11 protein-coding genes are annotated in these 25,370 nt (G+C 46.5%); all 11 read left to right on the top strand.

Translation table 11 applies throughout. The features are described from left to right. Positions 1-7 precede the first annotated feature (7 nt). The 11 genes from ubiB to FLM48_RS02525 all read left to right on the top strand — a co-directional run bounded on the left by ubiB (position 8) and on the right by FLM48_RS02525 (position 25,359). Positions 8-1,657 (top strand): ubiquinone biosynthesis regulatory protein kinase UbiB, encoded by a 1,650-nt coding sequence (gene ubiB / locus FLM48_RS02575; protein WP_179023247.1) that lies wholly within the window; start codon positions 8-10, stop codon positions 1,655-1,657. 61 nt (positions 1,658-1,718) lie between these two features. Next, positions 1,719-1,949 (top strand): Sec-independent protein translocase subunit TatA, encoded by a 231-nt coding sequence (gene tatA, locus FLM48_RS02570; RefSeq protein ID WP_028772795.1) that lies wholly within the window; start codon positions 1,719-1,721, stop codon positions 1,947-1,949. A gap of 6 nt (positions 1,950-1,955) precedes the next feature. Next, complete coding sequence (tatB, locus tag FLM48_RS02565; RefSeq protein WP_179023245.1) at positions 1,956-2,354, top strand: Sec-independent protein translocase protein TatB; 399 nt, start codon at positions 1,956-1,958, stop codon at positions 2,352-2,354. A 2-nt stretch (positions 2,355-2,356) separates the two neighbouring features. Next, positions 2,357-3,109, top strand: coding sequence for a twin-arginine translocase subunit TatC (gene tatC, locus FLM48_RS02560; RefSeq protein WP_028772797.1), 753 nt, complete (start codon positions 2,357-2,359; stop codon positions 3,107-3,109). A 54-nt stretch (positions 3,110-3,163) separates the two neighbouring features. Beyond that, on the top strand, positions 3,164-3,709 hold the full coding sequence (locus FLM48_RS02555; protein WP_051484522.1) for a hypothetical protein: 546 nt from the start codon (positions 3,164-3,166) through the stop codon (positions 3,707-3,709). After that, positions 3,709-4,503, top strand: coding sequence for a TatD family hydrolase (locus FLM48_RS02550; protein WP_179023243.1), 795 nt, complete (start codon positions 3,709-3,711; stop codon positions 4,501-4,503). Before FLM48_RS02555 ends, FLM48_RS02550 begins: the two co-directional genes overlap by 1 nt. Continuing rightward, entirely contained in the window at positions 4,500-6,377 is a 1,878-nt protein-coding gene (locus FLM48_RS02545) for a diguanylate cyclase (protein WP_372847445.1), read from the top strand. The genes FLM48_RS02550 and FLM48_RS02545 overlap by 4 nt, the downstream gene beginning before the upstream one ends. A gap of 79 nt (positions 6,378-6,456) precedes the next feature. Further along, a complete protein-coding gene (hemB, locus tag FLM48_RS02540; protein WP_028772801.1) occupies positions 6,457-7,473 on the top strand; it encodes a porphobilinogen synthase in 1,017 nt (338 codons plus the stop codon). 218 nt (positions 7,474-7,691) lie between these two features. Beyond that, a complete protein-coding gene (locus FLM48_RS02535) occupies positions 7,692-21,908 on the top strand; it encodes an Ig-like domain-containing protein (protein WP_179023241.1) in 14,217 nt (4,738 codons plus the stop codon). Then, entirely contained in the window at positions 21,905-24,049 is a 2,145-nt protein-coding gene (locus FLM48_RS02530) for a type I secretion system permease/ATPase (protein ID WP_179023239.1), read from the top strand. The genes FLM48_RS02535 and FLM48_RS02530 overlap by 4 nt, the downstream gene beginning before the upstream one ends. Continuing rightward, positions 24,046-25,359 carry an HlyD family type I secretion periplasmic adaptor subunit gene (locus FLM48_RS02525; protein WP_179023238.1) on the top strand — a complete coding sequence of 438 codons (1,314 nt, stop codon included), beginning with the start codon at positions 24,046-24,048 and terminating at the stop codon, positions 25,357-25,359. Before FLM48_RS02530 ends, FLM48_RS02525 begins: the two co-directional genes overlap by 4 nt. The last annotated feature ends 11 nt before the right edge of the window (positions 25,360-25,370 follow it).

Raw genomic sequence — 25,370 nt, 5'->3', positions numbered from 1 at the left:
TCTCGACATGACCACCACCAGTATCAAGCGCGCTTATCAGGTCGTCAAAATCGCCCTTCAATATGGCTTAGATGACATTATTCCCGCTAAACTTAAGCCTTGGTACTTCAAACTATTGCGTGGCTGCTTCTTTTGGCTAGGCAATAAGCATAAAGACAAAGCCGGTGGTGAACGTTTAAAACTGGCAATGCAAGAGCTCGGGCCGGTTTACATCAAGTTTGGCCAAATGCTATCCACCCGCCGCGACTTACTCAGCGACGAATGGGCTGAAGAGTTAGCCATGCTGCAAGATCGCGTGCCGCCGTTCGATACCGCCATTGCTCGCAGTATGATTGAAGCTGAGCTCGGCACAGATATCGATACCTATTTTGAAGACTTTGACGATGTGCCATTGGCATCGGCGTCCATTTCTCAGGTCCACACCGCGACATTAAGGTCCAATGGTAAGCCAGTGGTGCTTAAGGTGTTGCGCCCCAATGTGGAAGAGAAGGTTCATGCTGACATTCAGTTGATGTCTCAAGCTGCAAACTTTTTAGAAACCTTGCTAGGCCAAGGCAACCGCTTACGCCCTGCTGAGGTTGTTGAAGATTACCGTACAACCATTGAAGGTGAATTAAACCTCAAACTTGAGGCCCTCAACGCCATTAAGCTGCGCAATAACTTTCTCGATTCTGGCGCGCTTTATATTCCTTACATGTATGAAGACTTGTGCTTTACAAGGCTTATCGTCATGGAGCGTGTTGACGGCATTCCGGTTTCGGACCGTGTTGCACTGGAAGCGCAAGGCACCAATTTAAAACTGCTGGCCGAGCGCGGTGTGGAGTTGTTTTTCACCCAAGTATTTAGAGACAACTTCTTCCACGCCGACATGCATCCTGGCAATATTTTTGTTAGCCGCGACCACCCAAATGATCCGTATTATATCGGCCTCGACTGCGGCATCATGGGGACCTTAACCGATGAAGATAAACGCTATTTAGCCGAGAACTTCTTGGCCTTCTTTAATCGCGATTATCGCCGCATTGCTCAGCTATATATCGAATCTGGTTGGGTGTCACCGGACACCGATGTCAGCGCGTTTGAGCAAGCGGTAAAAGTTGTCTGCGAACCCATGTTTAACAAACCACTGGATGAAATCTCCTTTGGTCACGTGCTGTTAGAGTTGTTTAGAACAGCCAGACGCTTTGACATGGTGGTTCAGCCGCAACTGGTATTACTGGAAAAAACCCTACTTTATATTGAAGGCTTGGGGCGTCAGTTGTATCCGCAACTCGATTTATGGCAAACCGCCAAGCCGTTCTTAGAGCAGTGGATGTCTGAGCAAGTTGGCCCTAAGGCTATGGCAAATAAGATTAAAAAAGAGCTGCCATATTGGGCGGACAAACTGCCAGAAATGCCTGAATTGATTTATGACAACCTGAAGGTTGGTAAAAATTTCGTCAATTCACAAAACCAAATGCTTGACCGCTATCTTAAACAGCAGCAAAAAGCACATAAAAGTAACTTCCTTTTGCTCACATCAGCTGTTTTAGTGATCTGCGCCACTATATTGTTTAGCCAACAAGTTACACTAGTGGCCTCTTATGGCGCAGGTGGTCTTGGGGTCGTACTCTGGATACTCGGATGGCGATCTAGGCCAAAGAATCGCAAATTTTAGCTAGCACTAAATAACCAAAGGTTCATAATAGAACCAGAATCAAATTAATGAGGATCGTTTCATGGGTGGCATTAGTATTTGGCAACTTCTAATTATTGCTTTAATCGTGGTATTGCTTTTTGGAACAAAGAAGTTACGTTCGCTAGGTGGTGACCTAGGCGGCGCAGTTAAAGGCTTTAAGAACGCCATGTCTTCAGATGAAGAGAAAAAAGCACTAGAAGACACTAACGCAGAAAAAACTGCTCAAACTGAGCAGAAGAAAACTGAGTCCAAGGATAAAGAACAGGCGTAATCCCTTATGTTCGACGGTATCGGCTTTATGGAGCTACTGTTGATTGGTATTTTGGGGCTAGTGGTACTTGGCCCTGAAAGACTACCAGTTGCAGTGCGCTCAATTACAGGCTGGATCCGCGCCATGAAACGTATGGCGAACTCGGTAAAAGACGAACTTGAGCAGGAGCTTAAAATTGAGCAACTGCACTCAGATTTAAAAAAGGCTGAGAATCAAGGACTCAAGAATCTTTCTCCTGAGTTACAGGATTCAATCGATCAATTAAAAGAAGCAGCTCAATCTGTGAATCGCCCCTATCAGGTCGAGGACGTGGCTACTGGTGACAAAAAAACCAGTGATGACGCACCAACGACTCAGGCCGCGCCAACGAAGCAGAGCGCTAACTCTGATAAACCTAACGGGTAATTATGTCGCAACAGCAGCCCTTAATTAGCCACTTGCTAGAGCTCCGCAATCGTTTGCTTAGGGCGATAGGAAGTGTGCTTCTTGTTTTTATCTGCCTAGTCTATTGGGCAAATGACATTTATCACTACATGGCCACACCGCTGATGCAGGCGCTGCCTGAAACCAGCAGTATGATCGCAACCGACGTTGCCGCGCCATTTTTTGCTCCGTTTAAACTGACTTTGGTCTTGGCATTTTTTATCGCCATTCCTTATGTGCTTTATCAAATCTGGTCGTTCATTGCACCGGGGTTATATAAGCATGAAAAGCGCTTGATGATGCCACTGCTAGCAAGCAGCACACTGTTGTTTTATTTAGGTATCGCTTTCACCTACTACATTGTCTTTCCGGTGGTATTTGGCTTCTTTACCAGTGTTGCACCTGAAGGCGTTGAAGTTGCTACCGATATCAGTAGCTATTTGAGTTTTGTACTGAAACTGTTTTTCGCATTCGGCCTTGCCTTTGAAATCCCCATCGCGGTGATCTTATTGTGTTGGGCAGGCGTCACGACTCCAGAAGAACTCAAAGCTAAACGCCCTTATATTGTTGTCGGAGCATTTGTGATCGGCATGATGTTGACTCCTCCAGACATCATCTCGCAGACCATGTTAGCCATCCCTATGCTGATATTATTTGAAGGGGGATTGATTGCAGCGCGTTTCTACAGTAAAAAGGACGATGAAAACGAAGAGCAGCAGGATGTTCCTGAGCAATAGGCCCTAGCTTGGCACTGTTGTAGCGCTCTGATAATAAAATAAAAGGAACTTTTTATGCGCTCAGTTAAGCCATTGCGTCTACTTTTTATCGCTGTATCATCGCTAGTCATTACCGCTCAAGCCCAGGCCGGGCTTGAGCAAAATCTTGCCCAATGTGCCACCATCACCGACAAGTTAGACCGACTAATTTGTTATGATAATTTGGCAAAAACGGTGAAACCTCAAAAAGCTATTGCTGCTCAGTCAACTGTACCGACTTCAACAATCCAAACCACAAATAATATTGCAACACCTCAAACCAATGTTGCAGCCCCCGCTGCAGAATCCGTATCTACAGTAGAACAGCAGTTTGGCAACTTAAAGCCCGTTGAGGAAGAAAGCATCGACAAACTCTATTTTACAGTCAGTAAAGTTGAAAAAGATGCATACGGAGCGCTGAAAATTAGCTTCAACAATGGTCAGGTGTGGAAGCAAACTGATAGTAAAAGATACAAAGTAAAATCAGGTGAAAGGGTCTATGTTGAAAAAGGTGCCTTGACCTCATTTTTCCTCGGGAGCGACAATAAGAATGCAACCATTCGAGTAAAACGCCTCAAGTAATGTCTAGGTATATGGATATCGCTGTTAACTTAGTTGGCAGCGCACTTGAAAAAGATCTCCAAGGTGTTGTCGCTAGGGCGGTGCAAGCGGATGTGTCGCCACTTATTGTTATTGGTAGCAACATAGAAGAAAGCCAGCAAGCGCTACAAGTTTGCAGCGATTATCCGAGGCAGCTGTATGCAACAGCAGGCATTCACCCACACCACGCGAAAGAATGGGATAATCAGTCAGAAGCAACAATTAAGGCCCTAGCGCAAAGTCCATCTGTGCTCGCCATTGGCGAATGTGGACTGGATTATAATCGCGACTTTTCGCCTAGGCCTCAACAACGACAGGCATTTGCTGACCAACTGGCTATAGCGTGTGAACTCAATATGCCGGTATTGATGCATGAGCGCGACGCCCATCAAGACTTTATTCGCATTCTTAGCGAATACCGCCCTCACCTACCTAAAGCCTTACTACACTGTTTTACCGGTGATCGCGATGCGTTAATGCAATATATTGATATGGATTTATACATTGGCGTAACAGGCTGGGTCTGCGACGAGCGCCGTGGACAAGAACTGGCACAAATCGTCCCAGATATTCCAAATGATCGTATACTGATAGAAACAGACAGCCCCTATTTACTGCCGAGAAGTATGCGACCTAAACCTAAGTCGAGTAAAAATGAGCCACAATACCTGCCCTATATTGCAGAGTATGTGGCGAACCTTAGGCAGCAACCGCCAGCGGTGTTCGCCAACCAAACGTATCAAAACAGCTTAGACTTTTTTGGATTAGCACAATGATGGCGAAGTCTTGGTGCTGGCTGCTACTCTCTATCATGACGAGTGCCCTGCAACTCGCCCATGCCGAAGTGGTTTTGGCGATTGATACCAATGAGGAACGCGGGCTTAACCTATCCCAGTGGGCCTATTACACCAATGATATACCTGAGCTTAATATCCAGCAGGTATCCAGGCTAAGTTCCAGTCGTTGGCAAAAACTAACCCCAGATGTCACCAATCACGTTGGCAAGCCAGCCTACTGGGTTAAATTTACCCTATACAACCAAACACCCGATATAGTGCGACGCTTTATATCGATAGAGAATCCGCATATCGATAAGCTCGATCTCTACCACCTTGTCAATGATACGCTGTATAAACAAATCGCCATGGGTGATAGCCTGCCATTTGATCAGCGGCCGATTATTAACAACAATTTTCTCTACCCATTTGAGTTATCCCAAGACCAAATGCACAGTTTTTACATTCGCGTAGAAACTCAAGGCAGTGCCAACTTACCCCTTAATTTATACAGCCCCAACGAGCTTGCGAAACGCACTGAAGCACAATCTCTCACCCACGGCTTTCAATTAGGCGCCTTGACCGCCATTGGCTTGTTCAGTTTGTTTATTGCAATTACCACAGGCTCTTTCAGCTACAGTTACTATTCTGGTTATGTGCTCAGTGTGACTCTACTGGTGGCGACACTGCATGGATTTGCTTTCCGCTTTTTGTGGCCAAACTGGCCGCATGTGCAACAGCTAATGCTCCTGTTGTTAATCCCATTAACTATCATGTTTGCCTTGCTGTTTACTGAAAAAGTGCTGCAACTCAAATACCACGGGGTGAGATTACTGAGAATGTGCCGTTATGGCGCTGCAATTGCGGCGCTGATGGTTATCATCACACCGTTTTTAGACTATAGCGTCGCGTTAGTATCTTATATCAGTGCCGTGCTTATCTCTTCGGTTCTATTGATGGTCATCGCTATCATTCAAAGTTTAAAAGGCCATAAACTGGCGAAGCTATTTACCTTAGCTTGGTCTGGATTGCTGGTTGGCTCTTTTATTACTGCATCTATGTATCTTGGGTTGTTGCACCTGCCTATCGCTCATCAAACTCCATTAATGATGGGACTGAGCTTTGAGATTGTATTTATGGCGGCGATTTTAGCCATTCGCTACAACGATGAACGCAAAGCCAAAATGCGCATACAGCAAGAGGCACTTAAACAAGCAGAACATCTGCGCCAAAGCCGTGAAGAATCTTTGCGTATGGAGGCACAGTCCAATGAAAAGCTTGAGCAAATGGTTCAAGAGCGCACCCTAGAGTTAGAAATCGCCCTGCGAGAGCTCAATGAAGCCAATCAAAAGCTCACTGAACAAACCACCATTGACAGTTTAACCGGCGTCAAAAACCGCGCGGCGTTTGACAAGCGATTGCAAGCCGAAGGCCGATTAAGCCGCCGTCAGCAAACGCCAATGGCAATTTTAATGTTGGATATCGACCGTTTTAAATCCATCAATGACAATCATGGCCATTTGGCCGGCGATCAGTGTTTACGTTTAATCGCCCAAGCATTAAAAGCAAAATTAAAACGCCCAGCGGATCTGGTGTCACGTTTTGGCGGTGAAGAGTTTGCTATCATCTTGCCTAATACAGCACAAGATGGTGCACTGCAGGTGGCGGAATCTATCCGTGAAGCCATCGATGAGTTGCCGCTAAGTTGGGATAACCAAACCATCCCTTTAACCGTCAGTATCGGCGTTTGTGCTGAAGTCGTTGAGGATGAAGACCATACTCAGCTGCTACTTGATCATGCTGATAAAGCGCTTTATCAGGCAAAGAACGAAGGCCGGAACAAAGTCGTATTATTCGGGTCTGAAGAAGAATAAATCACAACCCAACCCTGTGTCAGGCAGACAGAGTCAAAAATGCCATGCTGTCTTCACAAGGTATTTGCAGGAGTCAAAAGTGAATATAATCACCAGTGCTTTCCCACAGCGTAGAATGCGTCGTATGCGTAAACATGAGTTTAGCCGTCGACTAATGGCTGAAAACCAATTGTCAGTTAACGACCTAATCTACCCAATGTTTGTGCTTGAAGGTAACAACCGCACAGAGCAAGTGGCTTCTATGCCAGGTGTTGAACGCTACTCAATCGATTTACTGCTTAAAGAAGCGGAAGAGTTAGTAAAATTAGGCATCCCACTGATTGCACTTTTCCCTGTTACTCCAGCTGAGAAAAAAACCTTACTTGCAGAGGAAGCCTATAACGCCGATGCACTCGCCCAACGAGCAGTGCGTGCGCTTAAAGAGGCATTCCCGGAGCTAGGCGTGATGACAGATGTCGCACTGGATCCTTTCACTACCCATGGCCAAGACGGCATTATTGATGACGACGGTTATATTCTTAACGACATCACCACTGAGATCTTAGTTAAACAGGCTTTGTCACACGCAGAAGCAGGCGCAGACATCGTTGCCCCATCTGACATGATGGATGGCCGTATTGGCGCGATTCGCCAAGCGTTAGAAGAAGCAGGTCATGTGAACACCCAGATCATGGCGTACTCAGCGAAATACTCGTCGAACTATTACGGACCGTTTCGTGATGCTGTCGGATCAGCCGGTAACCTTAAAGGTGGCAATAAACACAGCTACCAGATGGATCCTGCCAATAGTGATGAAGCACTACACGAAGTCGCCCTCGATATTCAAGAAGGCGCTGATATGGTAATGGTAAAACCTGGTATGCCTTACCTAGATATTGTTCATCGGGTTAAAACTGAACTAGCAGTGCCGACATTTGCCTATCAAGTTAGCGGTGAGTATGCGATGCACATGGCGGCGATTGAAAATGGTTGGTTAGCAGAAAAGGCCATCGTGATGGAATCACTACTGTGCTTTAAACGCGCTGGTGCCGATGGCATTTTGACCTACTTTGCTAAACGCGCCGCACAATGGTTGCAAGAAGAGCAAGCCAAATAAATTAGCAATCCAGATACATAGCCCCCTCAAATAGGGGGCTTTTTTATACCTAGCCTTTATTCACATGGCTTTCAAATAGTTAACTATACTTATTTCACTATCTCAAACAGCAAATTGAGTTGTAATCCTGACAATTCCTCATAGAATAGACTTGAGCTGCTAGTTTTTTAATCAAAACTAATGCTGATGAGGATTTGTACACGAATAAGGAAGTGACTATGGCGTCAACCAATGGTGCGCAAGTATTGTACTACGTCCAATCAGGGGAACTGATTTGGGCTATCACAGCTGACGGCCGCTGGCTACCTGTTGATGCCAGTCAACTTTCTGATGCCATTGTTATTCACTTCGTCACGCCTGAACAGTTAGCTGTCATCATCAATGGTGAACAAAACCAGATAACCATTGATGGCAATAGCATCGATATTTCTACCAGCACCGTCAATGAGTTACGCCAGTCAACATCTCATACGCCCGCACTCAATCCGGCAGCCAATCAAGTTGTCGGTCAGCAAGGTATCAATTTGGGCTTTCAGCTCGTTAACCGCGATGGTGAAATCTCACCTCCAAGCTCAGGTTTTGATACCTTTTCAGACCAACAAAACGCCACTACCGGTACCTTATTTAGCAATATTACGGAAGACAGTTTTGCGACACTCACACTGACAGTCAATATCAACAGTAACGGTGATATCTATATCAATCGCTTTGAAAGTCCGGCTGTTGATCTTGCAGGTCTCGCACTTGATGCAAGTGACGGCCAACAATTAACCCTGTCGTTAACAGACATCAAAGGCAAGCAATTACTCTTTGAAGTGAGCGTCGAAAACCAAGCTTGGACTCTTGCAGATATAGACTGGAGCCAACTTGAAGAAGGGCAAGTTATTGCTACAATCACCGCCCCGCTCTATCCCGGTGAGGTCAATAATGGGATCGATGACGCAATAAAAGATACCTTGGCTGATATCAGCATCACGGTAGACTACGGTTCAGATAATGTGATCAATGCCAGCGAGGCAACGGTGACTCGGCTCTTTGGCCAGGTACAAGATGTACAAAATGGTCAACCCGTTACGGTCGAATTAACCGATGAACAAGGACACTCGCAATCGTTTACCACCACCGTTAGCAATGGCCAATGGGAAATTATAGACGCCGATTTGTTGGCCTTTGATAGCAATACCTTAATAGCACGGGCAACGACCATCGATATTGCGGGTAACCCAGCAGTTGTAGAAACCACCATAGCCCTCGATGTTGCTGCCAGTATCACTATTAATGTTGATACCGGAAATGATCAAGTTATCAATGCAGTCGAAATGCTGGCTACTGATATATTCGGTGATGTCAGCGATATTGAAAATGGTCAAGATGTGGTCGTAACGGTCACCGACCAATTAGGTGCAACTCTAAGCTTTATTACCAGCGTTGTTGAACAATCATGGCAACTTAACAACGTTGACTTGTCTTCACTAGCTGAAGGCCAACTTATTTTTACTGCGACCTCGAGCGATCTTGCTGGTAACCCAGCTCAAGATCAAATCAATTATCTAAAAGACAGCTTAGCCAGTATTACTATCGAATTTGTCGATGATGATGGCGTACTTAATCAGCAGGAACTTGCCCACACCCAAGTCCAAGGTCAAGTCGCTAACATCGAAGATGGACAAGCGGTGACTGTCACCTTTAGTGACGCCAATGGCCAGCAATCGAGTGCAACAACAGTCGTCGTCAATGGAAGTTGGCAACTTAATGATGTCAATCTATCTGATTTTGATAGTGCGAAGCTGATTGCCACCGCATCATCAGCAGATATTGCCGGCAACCCCGCACAAGCCAGCACCGATATACTTGTAGATAACCTTGCAGTGATTACCATTAATGTTGATACCGGTAATGACGACATCATCAATGCAATGGAGATGCTAGCTACCAATATATTCGGTGATGTTATCGACATTGAAAACGGTCAAGATGTAGTCGTGACTGTCACCGACCAATTAGGTGCAACTCTAAGCTTTATTACCAGCGTTGTTGAAGAATCATGGCAGCTTAACAACGTTGACTTGTCTTCACTAGCTGAAGGCCAACTTATTTTTACTGCGACCTCGAGCGATCTTGCTGGTAACCCAGCTCAAGATCAAATCAATTATCTAAAAGACAGCTTAGCCAGTATTACTATCGAATTTGTCGATGATGATGGCGTACTTAATCAGCAGGAACTCTCGCAAGCTACGGTCCAAGGCCAAGTCAACAACATCGAAGATGGCCAGCCCGTTACAGTAACCTTTAGTGATGCGAGTGGCCAACAATGGAGCACAACGACCAATGTCGTCAATGGCGGTTGGCAACTGAGTGATATTGATTTATCTGCTTTTGCTGCTGATACCCTTATTGCTACGGCTTTATCAATGGATATTGCGGGTAACCACGCCCAAGCTAGCACGCAAATAAATGTTGATGACCTTGCTCAAATAACCATCAACGTCGATAGCGGTGAGGATACGGTATTAAATGCCACCGAAGTCGTAGCGACAGATCTCTATGGTGACGTCACTGATATTGAAAATGGTCAAATTGTTACCATAACCGTTACCGATACATCAGGGAATAGTTTGAGCTTTTCGACCATCGTGGTAGACCAAGCATGGTCAATTGACGCTGTCGACTTGTCAGAGCTTGAAGATGGGCCACTCATCTTTAACGCATCTAGCACCGATATTGCCGGTAACACTGCTATCGCAGAAACTGACGTATATAAAGAAACCAAAGCATTTGTTTCTATCAACGCTATCGATCTCGACCAAGTGCTTAGCAGCGCAGAGGTCAGTACGGCGACGCTTGCGGGGCTGGTTCATAACATCGAAGATGGGCGACCCGTTGCCGTTACCGTCACCGATAGCCAAGGCAACAGCTTGAGTTTTAATAGCACGGTGCGCAATGGCACCTGGATTATCGATGATGTTGACCTCTCTACACTGGCAGACGGAACATTACAGCTGTACGTCACTAGTTCAGATTTTGAAGGAAATATCGCTGAAAATACTTCAAGTGTTCTCAAAGACACTCAAGCTAGCATCAGCATAGAAATCATTGATAATGATGGGGTTATCAATGCCAGCGAACTATCTAAGGTCAGCGCTAGAGGCAGCGTGGCCAATGTAGAAGATGGTCAACAAGTTACCATTACCTTTACCGATTCTATCGGCAATATTGTCACTGCAGTTTCCGTAGTCGTCGCCGGGCAATGGCAGATTGATGATGTTGATTTAACCACATTGGTTGACGGCACAATATCAGCCTCTGCCTTGGTTTCAGATCAAGCGGGTAACTCAGCACAAGCCAATACAACAATTGAAATAGACACTCTCGCCAGTGTCGGTATTTTTGTTGAAACTGGCTCTGATATTGTCATTAATCAAACAGAAGTCATAGATACCAATATCTATGGTGTGGTCGACAATATTGAAGATGGTCAAACGGTCATCATCATAGCCCGTGATATCAACGGCGATGAACTATCCTTCACCGCCCAAGTCATAGCAGGGCAATGGCAACTGCTGGGGGCAAACCTCGCGAGTCTCGCCGAAGGACCATTAATTTTTACGGCTTCGGCGTCTGATGCAGCAGGCAATCAAGCCAGCTCAGAAACCGAAGCTTATAAAGAAACCAAAGCTAACATCACCATTGCTGCCATCGATGCCGACGGAGTGCTGAATAGCTTAGAAAGTGAAGAAGCTTTATTAGCAGGCTTTGTGCTCAATGTTGAAGACGCCAGTCCAGTATTGGTAACCGTAACCGATACAGCCGGCACGAGTTTGACTTTTGAATCTGTTGTGGTCAATGGCATTTGGCGTGTAAAAGATGCCGACTTATCATCATTACTCGATGGCACGTTGCAGCTTTTTGTTACCACTCAAGATTTTGAAGGTAACGTCGCTGAGGCCAACAATACGGTCGAGAAAGACTCTAGCTTTGTTGAGATACTCATCAGAATTGAAACTGGCGAAGACAATACCCTCAATCAGTTCGAAACGCCACTGAGTCAGATATATGGGCGAACTTTAAACATTGAAGATGGCCAAGTCGTCACAGTATTGGTCAGTGATATCAATGGCCAACAACTGAGTTTTCAAACTACCGTGACTGACAATCGTTGGCAGTTGGATGACCTTGATCTTAGCAGCCTCGCTGATGGCGCAATAACCGCCACTGCCAGTGTTGATGATATCGCCGGAAACTCTGCGACCTCAGTCGATATCAAAAACAAAAATGTGGTCGCTGATATTGATTTCAGTGAACGCTCTAGCGACAAAACTCTTAATGCAGACTCTATCAGTAAAGCCATCTATTTTGGCCAGACCAACGACGTTGAAAGTGGTCAAACGGTCAATATTGTGTTTACCGACAGCGCCAATAATAGCTTAAGTTTTGAAGCGATAGTTGTCTTAGGTCGCTGGCTATTTACTGGACTTGATTTAACTAGCTTAATTGACGGTGAAATTAATGTATCGGTCAATACTATCGACAGGTACGGCAATGTGGCATCACAAACCACATCACTTCAAAAAGACACACTCGCCACCGTCAGTATCCAGTTTGATGACAACGACAATGTCCTCAATAGCGACGAAGTTAGCGCGGCAGCCTTAAGTGGCGAAGTCGTCAATGTCGAAGATGGTCAAGTCGTCAGCGTCACAATAACCGATGGTACAACGGAGTTAACATACACTGCCGAGGTAACCGGCGGTCAATGGCAGCTGACAGATTTAGATCTATCCAGTTTGGCACAAGGTCAGATCACAGCAAGTGCGGTGGTTACTGATTTGGCGGGTAACCTAGCCCAAAGTGATACCAGTATTGAGATTGATACATTAGCGCAAATAGCAGTCAGTGTGGATACTAATCAAGATGTTGTTGATAACATCCTCAATGCTGCAGAAATGTCGCAAGTGACCCTGTTAGGCACGACTCAAGATGTTAATAATAATAGCCAAGTAAGCATAACCGTTACTGATATTAATAATATCAGCCTAACCTTCGTCACCACCGTATTTGATGGCAGTTGGCAGTTTGATGGGGCCAATCTGCAATCATTAGCCGATGGTGCACTTACGGTCACAGCGACGACTACGGACAATGCAGGCAATACAGCAGTTGCGACCACCCAAGTCATTAAAGACAGTCAAGCTCAAGTATTTATATCTATAGGTAGCGGAGATGATGAGTTAATCAATGCTGCAGAACTCAGCGCGTTAGTGATATCTGGTAGCAGCAACTTCATTGATGTAGGCCGGCAAGTGACTGTCACTATTACTGATAGTGCAGGTACAACAATGAGTCGCACTGCCACAATCGATAACAACGGTAACTGGAGTTTAGCCGCTGAAGACTATCTAACACTTGGCTTTGTAGATGGCGTGATTAGCGCCACAGCCACGGTGAGCGATAGCGCCGGCAATCCAGCTTCTGCAGTAGATACCGCGACGATAGATAGCCAAGTCAGTATTGACATCGACACTGGGGCAGACGGCTTCAACGCAGCGTTATTTATTTATCAAATTCAAAATAGCCTGTCAGGGAGTAGTAGCGGCGTAGAGCAAGGACAAGATGTCACTTTAACTATCACCGATGGCGATCAGACCTTAGTTTTTGTTTCCCAGATAGACAATGACGGTAATTGGTCATTTACCAACCTAGATACCAGTAGTTTGGATAAACTTGCTAGCTGGGATGTCGTCGTTAGCACCGCTGACCAAGCAGGCAACACCACCTCCGATGCCATGCCGACACTGGTTCAGCCCCACCCTGCATTGCTTTTTGAACTGCTACTCAATTTTCAGTCGACAACCAGTGTTAGCGTGCCGTTTGCCATAGACAATGCCGATGTCAGTATCAGTTTGGACCAAGCAAGATTGACAAGCCTCACTTCAGAAGGTCAAGCACTCACCGTCGCGGTAGATGGCGATGGCCAAGCATTTACGCTAACGCGCACAGACGGCGAGATTGTCATGCAGGGACAGCTGGTGAACGATCAATTGCAAATTACTCTACTGCAGCCTCTCGATGAGTCATCCGGTGTCAGCACCACCACATATGTGCAGTTAGAAGCGCTACAAATTGACGATGACGGTACGCAAGAAAAGGTATTAACCTATGCAGTATTGACCATCACCGACACCTTCTCATATGTTGCCAACGACCAATACCGCGTAGCAGAGCAATCAATTACCTCGGGATCATTAATTGCCAATGATTACACGATTGAAGGGCCGCTCACGGTCACTAAAATTACGATCGATAATGTTGACTATCAAGTCAATGCAGCTGGCCCAACGGTTGTTAACACCGCTTATGGGCAATTGTCGGTCAGCGCTAACGGCGTATGGCAATTTGTCGCCGCAAGCAATCTAGATAACAACCTGATTCAACAACTTAATTTTGTATATCATGCAGTCGACATTGACGGCACACCAGGGTCGGCGAATGTCAGTATTGATATTGTTGATGGTGATGCAGGCTCAATGGCAACGGCGACAACGCAGACTGAAGAAGCCATAATTGGTAATGCGGTATCACAAACTAAAACCTTCGTCATTGAAGCTGGCTCAGATACCGTTATTGCCGATAGTGTCGAATTTGGCGCATTAACCCCATTTAACCTTGCCAATATGCAATTAACCAGCAATGGCTTGCTAATTAAATACAGCTTATCGGCTGACGGCAAGACCCTAACGGCATCCACCAGCTCTCCCGAATTAACCATATTTACCATTGATTTATCCGCCGTAAATGATGGAGACGATGTCAACGTTAGTGCCATCCTTAATTTATTCAGGCCACTAGATCATAACCTTGATGATGTCATCAACTTAGCCTTGACCATTGTCGCAGAAGATCTCGATGGCACTGCTATTAATAAAGGCATACTCAACTGGCAAATCGCTGACGGCGACAACGCGAGTATCAGCAATATTACTTCGGTCAGCTTTGATGAAAACAATGTGTCAGCGACACCACTGAGTCAAACGGGCAACTTTGATTTGTTCGTAGGTAGTGATGCTATCAGCGATGTAAGAATAGCCAGTGTTGATGAGCAACCTCAATTAACTGCGGCCAATCAAACTATTATTTATCATCTGAGTGCTGATGGCCTGACACTCACAGCCCATACTGGTGATGTTGGCGACCCAGTTTTCGTGCTTTCACTTTCTAATAGTTGGAGCAGTGAGACCAATAGCTTAAATCAAGACTATACCTTTACTCTCTATAAAGCCTTCGATCAGACCGATACTGAGAGTTTTGATTTTGCCATGGTCGCCACAGATAAAGATGGCGATATGAGTCAGGCAAACATTACCGTGACGGTACAAGATGCCGATGCGGCTAACATCGACGATATCAGCTTGACGGTCAGTGAAGATCCCAGTGTCACTGCGTTTGATGATTCAGATAGCGGCCAGTTTAATGTTAGTGCCAGTAAAGATCCCATTGTTAACGTGCTATTTAATCTAATCGACGGTGATGAAGTACAAAACAGCCTTGGCGCAACCCTCACCCATAACGCGAGCAAACTCTATTGGTCGATTTCAGACACCGGGGCAACAGCAGAAGCGAAAACTGCAGACGGCCTAGTAATCTTTAGTCTGTCATTACCCAGCACCATCCATATTGATGCTGAAAGCTCAGCAAATATAGATATTAGCTTTGATTTACATCACCCTATTGATCACCTCAACAGTGCAAACCTCCTTGATACCCTCAATGTGGGCGTCAGCGTCATCGACAGCGATAATACTGCCGCAACCGGGAATGTAGCCATTAACATTTATGATGGTCAAAATCCTAGCTTGCCAGATGCACTGACCCTCAACCTCATAGAAAGTGGCTTACTGACCTCGACACCAATAAGTACCACACAAATACTTGAAACCCTTGCTGGCAGTGACGATATCGCAACAATTGAACTCACACCGGGATTTAGTTTAGGCACATTTTACAGCGCCGGCCACTTGATCAGCCTCAACACCACTGCGAATGAGAATGGCTGGTATGTCGCCAAACGTGACGGCGATAACCAAAAGGTGTTTCAAATTAAGTTCGACAGCAATGGTAAAGTTGAATTCAAACAGTTTTTGCCGCTTGATCATAGTTATGGTGACAATGGTGAGAACCTACTGAATATCGATTTTAGCGTAACAGCCACCGACGCAGATGGTGACCCTTCAAATAACCAGACCGTTACCGTCAAGATTACCGATAGTGTTCCGCAAGATACCAGCCGCGAACTCAGTTTCACCGAGGCAAGTAACGAGTCCTACAGTATTGAGCTGTTTAGCGCATTTGAGCAAGGTGCTGATGGCGCAACGGTCACTCAAATAGATTACCCAGGCGGCCCTTACTTCCCTGGTGATGTCATCGATTTGATGACCGATGCCAACCCCGATGTGGTCAAATATGGTGAGTTAGTGGTCAATAGTGACGGTACGGCCACTGTCTCCACTTTCATCTTTGAGTATGCGGCTCCCTCCTTTAGCGAAAATATCGTCATTACGTTTACCGATGCTGACGGAGACGTCGCCACCAGCACATTGTCACTAACCGCTCGTGATGCGGAAGGCTCAATTAAAATATTCACGACTGAATTTGTTGAAGACACTACTGCAACTGTGGCGATCCAAGCTTCTCCAGGCGATCTTGATGATGGTGAACTGATTACCAGCATAGTGTTTAACACTGCTGCACTACAAGGTGGTGTACTGGCATTAGATGGCATCGAACTCCCCAAAGACGGCAGTGGAAATTATATTCTCCAGGGAAGTGACCTATTAATCGATATTGAGGGCGTGGCAATTCCCAACGGTGATTTGACCTACACTCCGGCAGAGGATGCCTCAAACGCGACCGTTAGCGCCTCATTTGATGTCACCGTCAACATTGTTGGTAAAGGCGGCATCGACACATCAGTTGCGATTAATATTGAATCAGTAGCCGATACCCCTCAATGGGATGGCGACAGTGTCTTTAATTATGAAATGCTAGAAGATGCCGCAGCAATCGGATTAAATCTCGGTGCCAGCTCTAAAGACCAAAACGGCGTAGATCCGCAAGGCTCAGAAACCCTCAGTTACATCATCGACAATATTTCCGACGGGCTAAACTTAGTCGCCTTTGGCATCACCTTAACCAGCGGCACGAGTATTAGCCAAGTCCAACTTGATGCCATACAGCTGCATATCGATGACAACCTAGCAGGCGAGTTTAGTTTTACCATCCAAGCAAAAACCCAAGAAAGTGACAATGCCGATACCGCCTTGAGTACAGTCGAAACTGTATCAATTATTGTCACGCCAGTGGCAGATACTCCTAGCGTATCTGCGCGGGATATACGCAGCCAAGAAGATCAGCCCATCGCCATACAAGATATTGTTTCTGGGGAGCTGAGCGATACATCTGGCAGTGAGAGTTTGAGCTTTGAATTTACTTTACCTGTAGGCTGGTCAATACAAGCGCCCTCAGCAATAGATCTTGGCGGCGGTGTTTGGACAGTCTCGGCCGACGATGTCGACGCTAATAATGCTTGGCTAATTCCGTTAAATGACGCCAGCTCAGCAAACCTAGGGACGTTTAACCTAAGCGTACGCAGTTTTGCTACCGAATCAAGCCAAGATGGCGTTGCACCGGACAACACCCCTGCACACCCAAATCCGGCTTATAGTGATAGCGAACAGTTAACCATTCAACTGTCGGGTGTGGCCAATGATGCGCCAAGCATAGTCGATAATCAGGGCAATTGGAGTATCGATAGCACCAGCAATACTATTAGCAACCTTGCCCAGTTTGATGAAGACCAAGATATTGCATTAGATTTCACCATCGTGAGCTCAGATATCGACGGTTCTGAGTCGTTAGACCTGCGCCTATCTGGCGTACCTGATGGGGTTATTTTTGTTGATTCTAATGGCATGGAAGTGCAATTAGATGTGGTTGGCTTTAATAGTGGCCAACCTATATATGCCGTTTCAGCTGCGCAATTAAGTACCCTGAGTTTGCGTCCAGTGGCTGATTTTAGTGGTACTGTCAGTTTAACTATTTTAGCCCAAAGCACTGAACTTGATGGCGACAGTAGTGACTACCAGATGACACTCAACATTGATATTACTCCGGTTATTGACGCTGACAGCCAATCACTAACCACCTTAGTTAGCGGCCGAGAAGATCAAGCGATAATTTTAGATCTCAGCCCCAGCATGCTGGCAGACATGGATGGTAGCGAAACCGTTGTCGGCATCATCATTCCAGCGCAAATCAATGGCTTAATTTTATTACTCGATGGCGCACCCGTTGATATTGGTCCACAAGGTATTGATCTTGCCAATTTAACTGACACGACTAGCCCAACATTAGATGCGCTAATCAACTCAGGTCGGTTGGCTGTTTTACCACCTGAAGATGCGGATGGTATTTTCAACCTTGCTATTCAATACCAAGTCCAAGATACCTCAGATTCTGGAGAAGTCGTCACCGAGTTTGTGTCATCACAGGTGAGTATCAATGTTGATGCGGTGGTCGACCTTGCAACCAATTTACAGCGTGAGCAACGAGTATTAACCAGTGCTGATGGCAGTCCAATCGACTTAACCCAACAAGTTACCTTTAATGAGCAAGATATTGATGGCTCAGAAGTGCTCGACTATGTAGTGATCATCGTACCGGATAGTGATGGCTGGTATGTTGAACACCCGAATGGGGCAATAAATGATGGTGACGGCCGCTGGATCATTCCACTATCCAACCTGACCAACGACAGCACTCAAGAATGGGGCTTATCTATCCTCGATGGCGCAACCATCAGCAGCGCGTCAGCGACTGGATTAGAGAAAATAACCATTGAGGCGCGCGTACTCGATAGAGATGATGCCGATATCATCAGTACTGATTTCTACGTCCAATTTGATCAAGGCAGTGGCGCGAGCGATGCCTCTAACGTTAACAGCCTACAACTTTCTACAGTAGACGCTATTGAAGATAACACTATCGACTTTGCTGGCCACCTAAACGCTAATATCACCAACGACAGTAACGACATTGTCAGTTTCAAAGTCTTGGCGGCGGACCTCCCCCAAGGCGGCTACTTTAGCGGCAGCGATGTTATTGCCGTTTATGACAGCAGTGGTATGAATGTCATTGAGTACGTTTTCACTAGCCAATCATTGGCTAGCCTGAAATTGCATAACATTAGCGATGATTACGCCGGTGACTTAACTATCCCAATTACTATCATTGCAACTGACCCAATCAGCGGTGATACCCTAACCGATACGAGCCAAAACTTAGACATCAATATCAGCCCTGTCGTTGATGGCGCAGAGTTAACGATTGCCAACGACACTATGCTGGAAGATCAGCCCATTCCTTTAGGCATAAGTTTGCTATTTGCAGACGCTGACTCAAGTCCCGCCAGCGGCGGACAAGAACAATTGCTCATTGGTGACCCCACGCAGCCCATCACGTTGACCTTGCTTGATGGGGGCACGATTAACGATCCAACGGGTTTTTGGGTCGCACCGGCTGGCAGTAGCAATACTTGGCAATTTAAAGGATTTACTCAAGCTGATTTAGACGCCGCGCTTGGATTGGTAGAGTTTGTGCCGCCAACCCATTTAAGTGGTGACTTCCAAATTCAAATCAGCGGAACCATCGAAGACACCGCCAACATTGATGGCAGCCCAACGACAGCAACTGATACGTTTAGCACCACCAGCACCATCACAGTGCTACCTGTCGTGGACGCAGCCAATACGCCAGGTGGTATTGCTACTTTTGTGGGCGCCGAAGATAGCGATATCGACTTATCGGGGTTAAGTAGTAGCAATCTTGAATTGATTGACCAAGACGGCTCAGAAGTTATTTACCTCACCGTTCAGGGTGTACCTCAAGGTGCAGTCTTGTACTATCAAGATGGTGGCAACTTGGTCCAACTGCCGAACAATGGCGAAGATGGCGGGACCTTCGCTGGCAAACCAACTTTTTCTTGGTCGGTCACCGAAGCACAGCTAGCCAGCTTAGTTCTGCGCCCTCCCTTAGACTTCAATGGCGATATTCCGCTGACGGTACAAGCAATCACCCAAGAATTAGGCACAGATCAGTTTGCTACCACCACGACAGAGCTGATTGTGGGAGTCACTCCCGTTGCTGACGGCGCACAAATCATCCAAGCGCCTGATGCACTCTATAACAGCGTAGAAGATGACATTATCAGCATCGATTTAAATGCAGAAATTCTCGACACCAGCGGTGATGAGCTAGTGCAGTTAACGATAACCATTACCTCAGATCAAGCCAGCGCTTTGGTCGACCTTGACGGTATCGCCATCGGTGATCGCTTCGCCTCATTTACCTACAATGCCAGTGACGATAGCTATAGCGCGCAAATCACGACTAACAGTGCATCACTGTCTCAATTTGAACTGCACCCGGGACCACTGGCCTTTGGTACGCTCAATGTACAAATGGATATTAGTTCAGTCGACGCCGCAATCGTATTAGGAGTGGCCTCGATAGATACTAGCGATGCGCAAACCGTGCATTTCGATATCGAGATTGAGCCACAAGTCGATCGCCCCATTTGGACTCAAGCAGCCGATGTGGTTGCCACTGACCCCAATAACGTCTTGCTCAACTTAGGTTTGGAACTACAAAACCCTGCAGCAACAGAAGCCGGTTTATTAACTATTTTTGGTTTACCGGATCACCTCACCCTGTCTCACGGTGACAAAGTAGGCAATAAGTGGCTAGTCAATATTGATGATGTGGCGGCCTTGAGTGTAAATGGCGCCAGTGATGGCGATAATTTCACCCTCTATATGGAGCCCCTCGCCACCTACGAAGGTGAATTTGCACTGGGGGCGTTGAAAATCATAACGGTAAGCGTAGACAGCAGCGCAACAGTATTTAGTACTGGCAATCAACTCCTAGATGATGGTTCTGAGTTCTTGGGCGAAATAAGAGACATGAGAGTATCAGCTATCGAGACGCCACCGGCTATTCAATTTTCACAGTCTAGCGATATGATCTATAAGTTTACCCATTGGATAACACCGATAAAGTTGACGCCTTATCAATTTGAAGCTGACTATATTACGCCTATAAACACCAATATAGACATTACCAACTACCCGCTATATGACGCTAACTCAATGCTGATCCGGTCCAATATTGAACTTTCACTCTCTTATTTGGAAATTGATACGCAGCGAGATATCGGACTAAGCTTGCCGAGTGAAATCCATAAACTCAAAGGAGATAACATCACTCCGATCAAGTCTATTGAGAGCGAGCTATTAGCACTAAATGCGGGTCGCGGTCATCAAAATATCGATTCTATGGCTCTTGCCTCATCAATGGCTGTTACAATAAATAATCTTCCGCTTGTATCAACAGAGATTGCCCATTTAAATCCAATTTATCCACTATTGTTCGCTGACGACACGCCCCCTAAAGGCGATCACATTACGCCGATAAAGCCAGAAGCAGACAGCCACAGCGAAGAGCATGTCACTAGTCAAGCAGCCAGCGAAAATGACACTGGTCTCAGCAACAGTCATGAGCGGCTTGCGCCGATTAATGATGAGCAGACGGCAGAAGCCCATCAACTGATAGCAGACATTACCACGCCGCCCAAAGGCGATCACATCACCCCAATAAACCCAGAAGTAGACAGCCACAGCGAAGAGCACGTCACTAGTCAAACAGCCAGCGAAAATGACACTGGTCTCAGTAACAATCATGAGCGGCTTGAACCGGTTAATAATGAGCAGATGGCAGAAGCCCATCAACTGATTGCAGACAGTATCACGCCCCCCAAAGGCGATCACATTACGCCGATAAAGCCAGAAGTAGACAGCCACAGCGAAGAGCATGTCACTAGTCAAGCAGCCAGCGAAAATGACACTGGTCTCAGCAACAGTCATGAGCGGCTTGCACCGATTAATGATGAGCAGACGGCAGAAGCCCATCAACTGATAGCAGACATTACCACGCCTCCCAAAGGCGATCACATCACCCCGATAAACCCAGAAGTAGGCAGCCACAGCGAAGAGCACGTCACTAGTCAAACAGCCAGCGAAAATGACACTGGTCTCAGCAACAGTCATGAGCGGCTTGAACCGATTAATAATGAGCAGATGGCAGAAGCCCATCAACTGATTGCAGGCAGTACCACGCCTCCTAAAGGCGATCACATCATGCCTATTTCAACCGAGCTAAACGCTGAACAATTACAAACCTTAACCACGGCCATTCGCCAAGCCGCGGAAAATCTATCGGAGCCCACGTACCTGTCCGCCACCCTTGATACTCAATCCGATATCAATGCCGTTGACAGTATTAGTCAGCTCGAAGATGAGCAACAATTATTGGGGCAGAACTTATGAGTAATACCAAGCCCAATGAGACATTGTTGTTAGCTCATGTTATTTGCCGGCACCTGGCGGTTTACGCCGATGACAACCAATTGCTCAATGGCTTACCCACATCCCAAAGCGCCCTCGCCCCGACACTCTTACCCCAAGCTTTAGCGAACGTAGGGATTGACGCTGCGCAGCAACAACTACCAATAAATAAAATGGCCCTACCTGCGCTGGTCATTGGTAATCAAGGGCAAGCCGCGGTGCTGATAAGTCGTGGTGATAACGGTCTTGAGATACGACATAGTAATGGCAGTACAGAAACCATTCCCGCAGCCGATTTCAGCCAACATTATCAAAAAAACAGTTGGTACTTGTGTCGCCAAGCCAGTTTGGATGATCGCGCAAAAGAACATAGTTTTAACCCCCACCGCCATTGGCTACTCCAAGCATTTGACGAAGTGAAACCGTTTTATGCCAGTTTTCTGCTGGGATCATTTGCCATTAATATCTTAGCGGTCGTCACACCGCTTTTTACCATGAATGTGTATGACCGAGTGGTGCCTAACCAAGCCATCGATACCCTATGGGTGTTGGCCATTGGAGCCTCTATCGCCATCATGTTTGACTGGTTGCTGCGCCAAGCACGCACTAAGCTGGCCGATGTTGCGGGCAAACATATCGATATTTCCATGTCGAACTTGTTGTTTAGTCGGGTACTCGGTATGAAGCTAACCCACCGTCCAGCTTCCGCTGGCGCATTTGCAAAGCAGTTACAGGAGTTCGATAGCATTCGAGAGTTTATCACTTCTGCTACGCTAGTCAGTGCAGTGGATCTGCCATTTACACTGCTATTTTTGGCCTTAATAGCTTGGCTTGGTGGCCCCATGGTATTGGTGCCGCTAACCTGCATGGTGGTGTTATTAGTCATCAGTTTTGTAATGCAAAAAAGGTTAGTGACCACCATAGAGCAGACCTCTAAATACTCTACACAACGTCAAGCACACCTTGTTGAAACCTTGAACCTACTCGTCGAGACCAAACAAAATAATGGTGAAGCACGGGCCAAGCGAATTTGGCAAGATGCCGTTAGTCATCTAGCAGATTGGCAAAATGAATCCCGCATCGCCTCAAACACCTTGACCCACAGTGTCATGAATGCCCAACAGCTGGTAACAATTGGTCTTATCATTAGTGGGGTATATCAGATTCATGCTGGCAACCTCAGTATGGGCGGTCTAATTGCAATCGTTATGTTAAGTGGCCGCGCTGCCAATGCGATTAATCAAATTGCCATGCTGGTGCTTAAATATAAGCAGACTCAATCAGCTGTGGTCGCGGTTGAATCAATCTTGGCACTTCCGCAGGAGAACAGCCAAACCCTGCAAGCCAACAACCAGGTTAGTTTTAACGGCGAGTTTAGGCTTAGCCATGCCAGCTTTAGCTATCCAGAGCAAAATATGCCGGCCTTTAATGATATTGATTTACTGGTGAAGCCGGGCGAACGCATTGGCCTTTTTGGTGCAGCTGGCGCAGGTAAATCGTCGCTTATAGCAGCCATTGCTGGCCAATATGAACTTAGCTCTGGACAAATTAGTTATAACAACTTAGCGGCGAGTCAGTGGCCAGCACATCGCTTACGTCAACATATAGGCTGGATGTCGCAGCAGCCCCAGTTGGTGTATGGCTCAGTACTTGAAAACCTGATATTCGGCTTACAGCACGTTGATGAAAATCAATTAGCCAAAACCTTAATGGCGACCGGCATCGACAAGTTAATGGCTCGCTTGGGTAGCGGCCTTGAAAGCCAAGTGGGTGAATTTGGCCGCCAGCTTTCTGGTGGCCAGCGTCAAGCGGTCGCATTATGCCGCGCACTATTGAGGCAGCCTAAACTACTGCTGCTCGATGAACCCACCAGCGCAATGGACGAGCGTGCCGAAAACCAAATCCTTGCTTGCCTTAAATCTCAACCGCGAAATTGCACTATGGTAATTGCCTCCCATAGCCCCAAAGTGCTCAGTTTATGTGACCGTATTATCGTGATGGAAGCGGGAAATATTTGCGATGAACGCACAGCAACAGACATGCAAGATAGCCAAAAAAGACGCATTAAAGCTGTCTCAATCAATAAGCGCGCGCCTCAACAAAGTTCAGGAGGCGACTCATGAGTGCTCAACTCCATATTAAGCATCTCGAAGGTGCAAGACGGGCCAAACAGCTTATTTTACTGGTGATGCTATTAATTATCGCCACAATCACATGGGCTCATTTTGCCACATTAGATGAAGTGGTCGTCGGTGAAGGCAAAGTGGTGCCAACCCACTCGGTGCAGCAAATAGAAAGCTTAGATGGCGGCATTCTAAAATCTGTTGCTGTTACCGAAGGCCAATCCGTAATAGCAGGGCAAACGCTATTAGTACTTGATGAGTTACGCTTTGCCTCGGCCTACGATGAAGCACAATTAAGCCGTATTGCGCTCAAGCGTCAACTCGTGCGTTTAGAAGCTGAGCTCGCATCAGTGCAGATGCAACCACAGCATCAAGATTGGCGCCAACAAGTGCAAGTACAGATACAAGCCTTACCGACAGCCCAAGGGCAAATCAGTCCCCGCAGCCAGGCTATCTATCAAGCTAGGATGTCGCAATTAATCTCACAGCTCGCTCAGGCAGAACAAGCTGTCGCACAAAAAATAGAAGCCAGAGAAGAAGCACGCATTACCACTGAGGCCCAACTTAATGGCCTTAAGCTCGTTGAGCAAGAGATCAACATGACCCGTGAAGCCGTAGAAGAAGGTGCAGTTGCTGAACTTGAGCTACTTAAGTTAGAGCGCGACGCGATTCGTTTACAAGGTGAACTGGCGGCCTCTAAAGCCAATGAGCGCCAGTTAAAGGCTGCACAAAGCCAAGCGGTTGGTGAACGGCAGTCATTGGCACTAGAGTTTTTGTCTCGCAGCGAAGCTGAACGCAATGAAGTGAGCAATGAGCTAGCAGGCCTACAGGAGAGTATTAAAACTCTCGCTGACCGCTTAGAGCGAACTAAAATTACCTCGCCTATCGATGGCAAAGTCACCAACATTCTTGTGCGTTCTATGGGAGCGGTTATCGAACCTGGGGAGCCCATTATGGGCATTGTACCAAGTGACGGCGCACTCATCGTCGAAAGTCGCATCGCCCCTAAAGATATCGCCTTTGTCAGAACGGGACTAAAGGCGACGGTGAAGTTCACCGCCTACGATTTCGTTATTTATGGGGGTCTTGAAGGTGAGGTTATTTACGTTAGCCCAGATGCGCAGCAACTTGATGATGGCAGCACCTATTATGAAGCTCATATAAAAACTCGCGAAAACGTATTAAATGGCTGGCCGATAATTTCCGGCATGCAGGCAAATACGGATATTTTAACGGGCAACAAAACTGTTTTGAATTATTGGTTAAAACCGCTATTACGAGCGCGTGCAAATGCACTACGTGAACCTTAAGGTAAGGATAC

Source organism: Shewanella sp. Scap07, assembly GCF_013394145.1.
In the GTDB taxonomy this organism is placed as follows: Bacteria; Pseudomonadota; Gammaproteobacteria; order Enterobacterales; family Shewanellaceae; genus Shewanella; species Shewanella waksmanii.
Note: the sequence above shows the minus strand (reverse complement) of the source record. Positions and strands in the feature narration are given on the sequence as shown.

Excerpts from the sequence above, each read along its gene's own strand:
- ubiB (WP_179023247.1), top strand. The coding sequence starts at position 8 with ATGACCACCACCAGTATCAAGCGCGCTTATCAGGTCGTCAAAATCGCC.
- tatA (WP_028772795.1), top strand. The coding sequence starts at position 1,719 with ATGGGTGGCATTAGTATTTGGCAACTTCTAATTATTGCTTTAATCGTG.
- tatB (WP_179023245.1), top strand. The coding sequence starts at position 1,956 with ATGTTCGACGGTATCGGCTTTATGGAGCTACTGTTGATTGGTATTTTG.
- tatC (WP_028772797.1), top strand. The coding sequence starts at position 2,357 with ATGTCGCAACAGCAGCCCTTAATTAGCCACTTGCTAGAGCTCCGCAAT.
- FLM48_RS02555 (WP_051484522.1), top strand. The coding sequence starts at position 3,164 with ATGCGCTCAGTTAAGCCATTGCGTCTACTTTTTATCGCTGTATCATCG.
- FLM48_RS02550 (WP_179023243.1), top strand. The coding sequence starts at position 3,709 with ATGTCTAGGTATATGGATATCGCTGTTAACTTAGTTGGCAGCGCACTT.
- FLM48_RS02545 (WP_372847445.1), top strand. The coding sequence starts at position 4,500 with ATGATGGCGAAGTCTTGGTGCTGGCTGCTACTCTCTATCATGACGAGT.
- FLM48_RS02535 (WP_179023241.1), top strand. The coding sequence starts at position 7,692 with ATGGCGTCAACCAATGGTGCGCAAGTATTGTACTACGTCCAATCAGGG.
- FLM48_RS02530 (WP_179023239.1), top strand. The coding sequence starts at position 21,905 with ATGAGTAATACCAAGCCCAATGAGACATTGTTGTTAGCTCATGTTATT.
- FLM48_RS02525 (WP_179023238.1), top strand. The coding sequence starts at position 24,046 with ATGAGTGCTCAACTCCATATTAAGCATCTCGAAGGTGCAAGACGGGCC.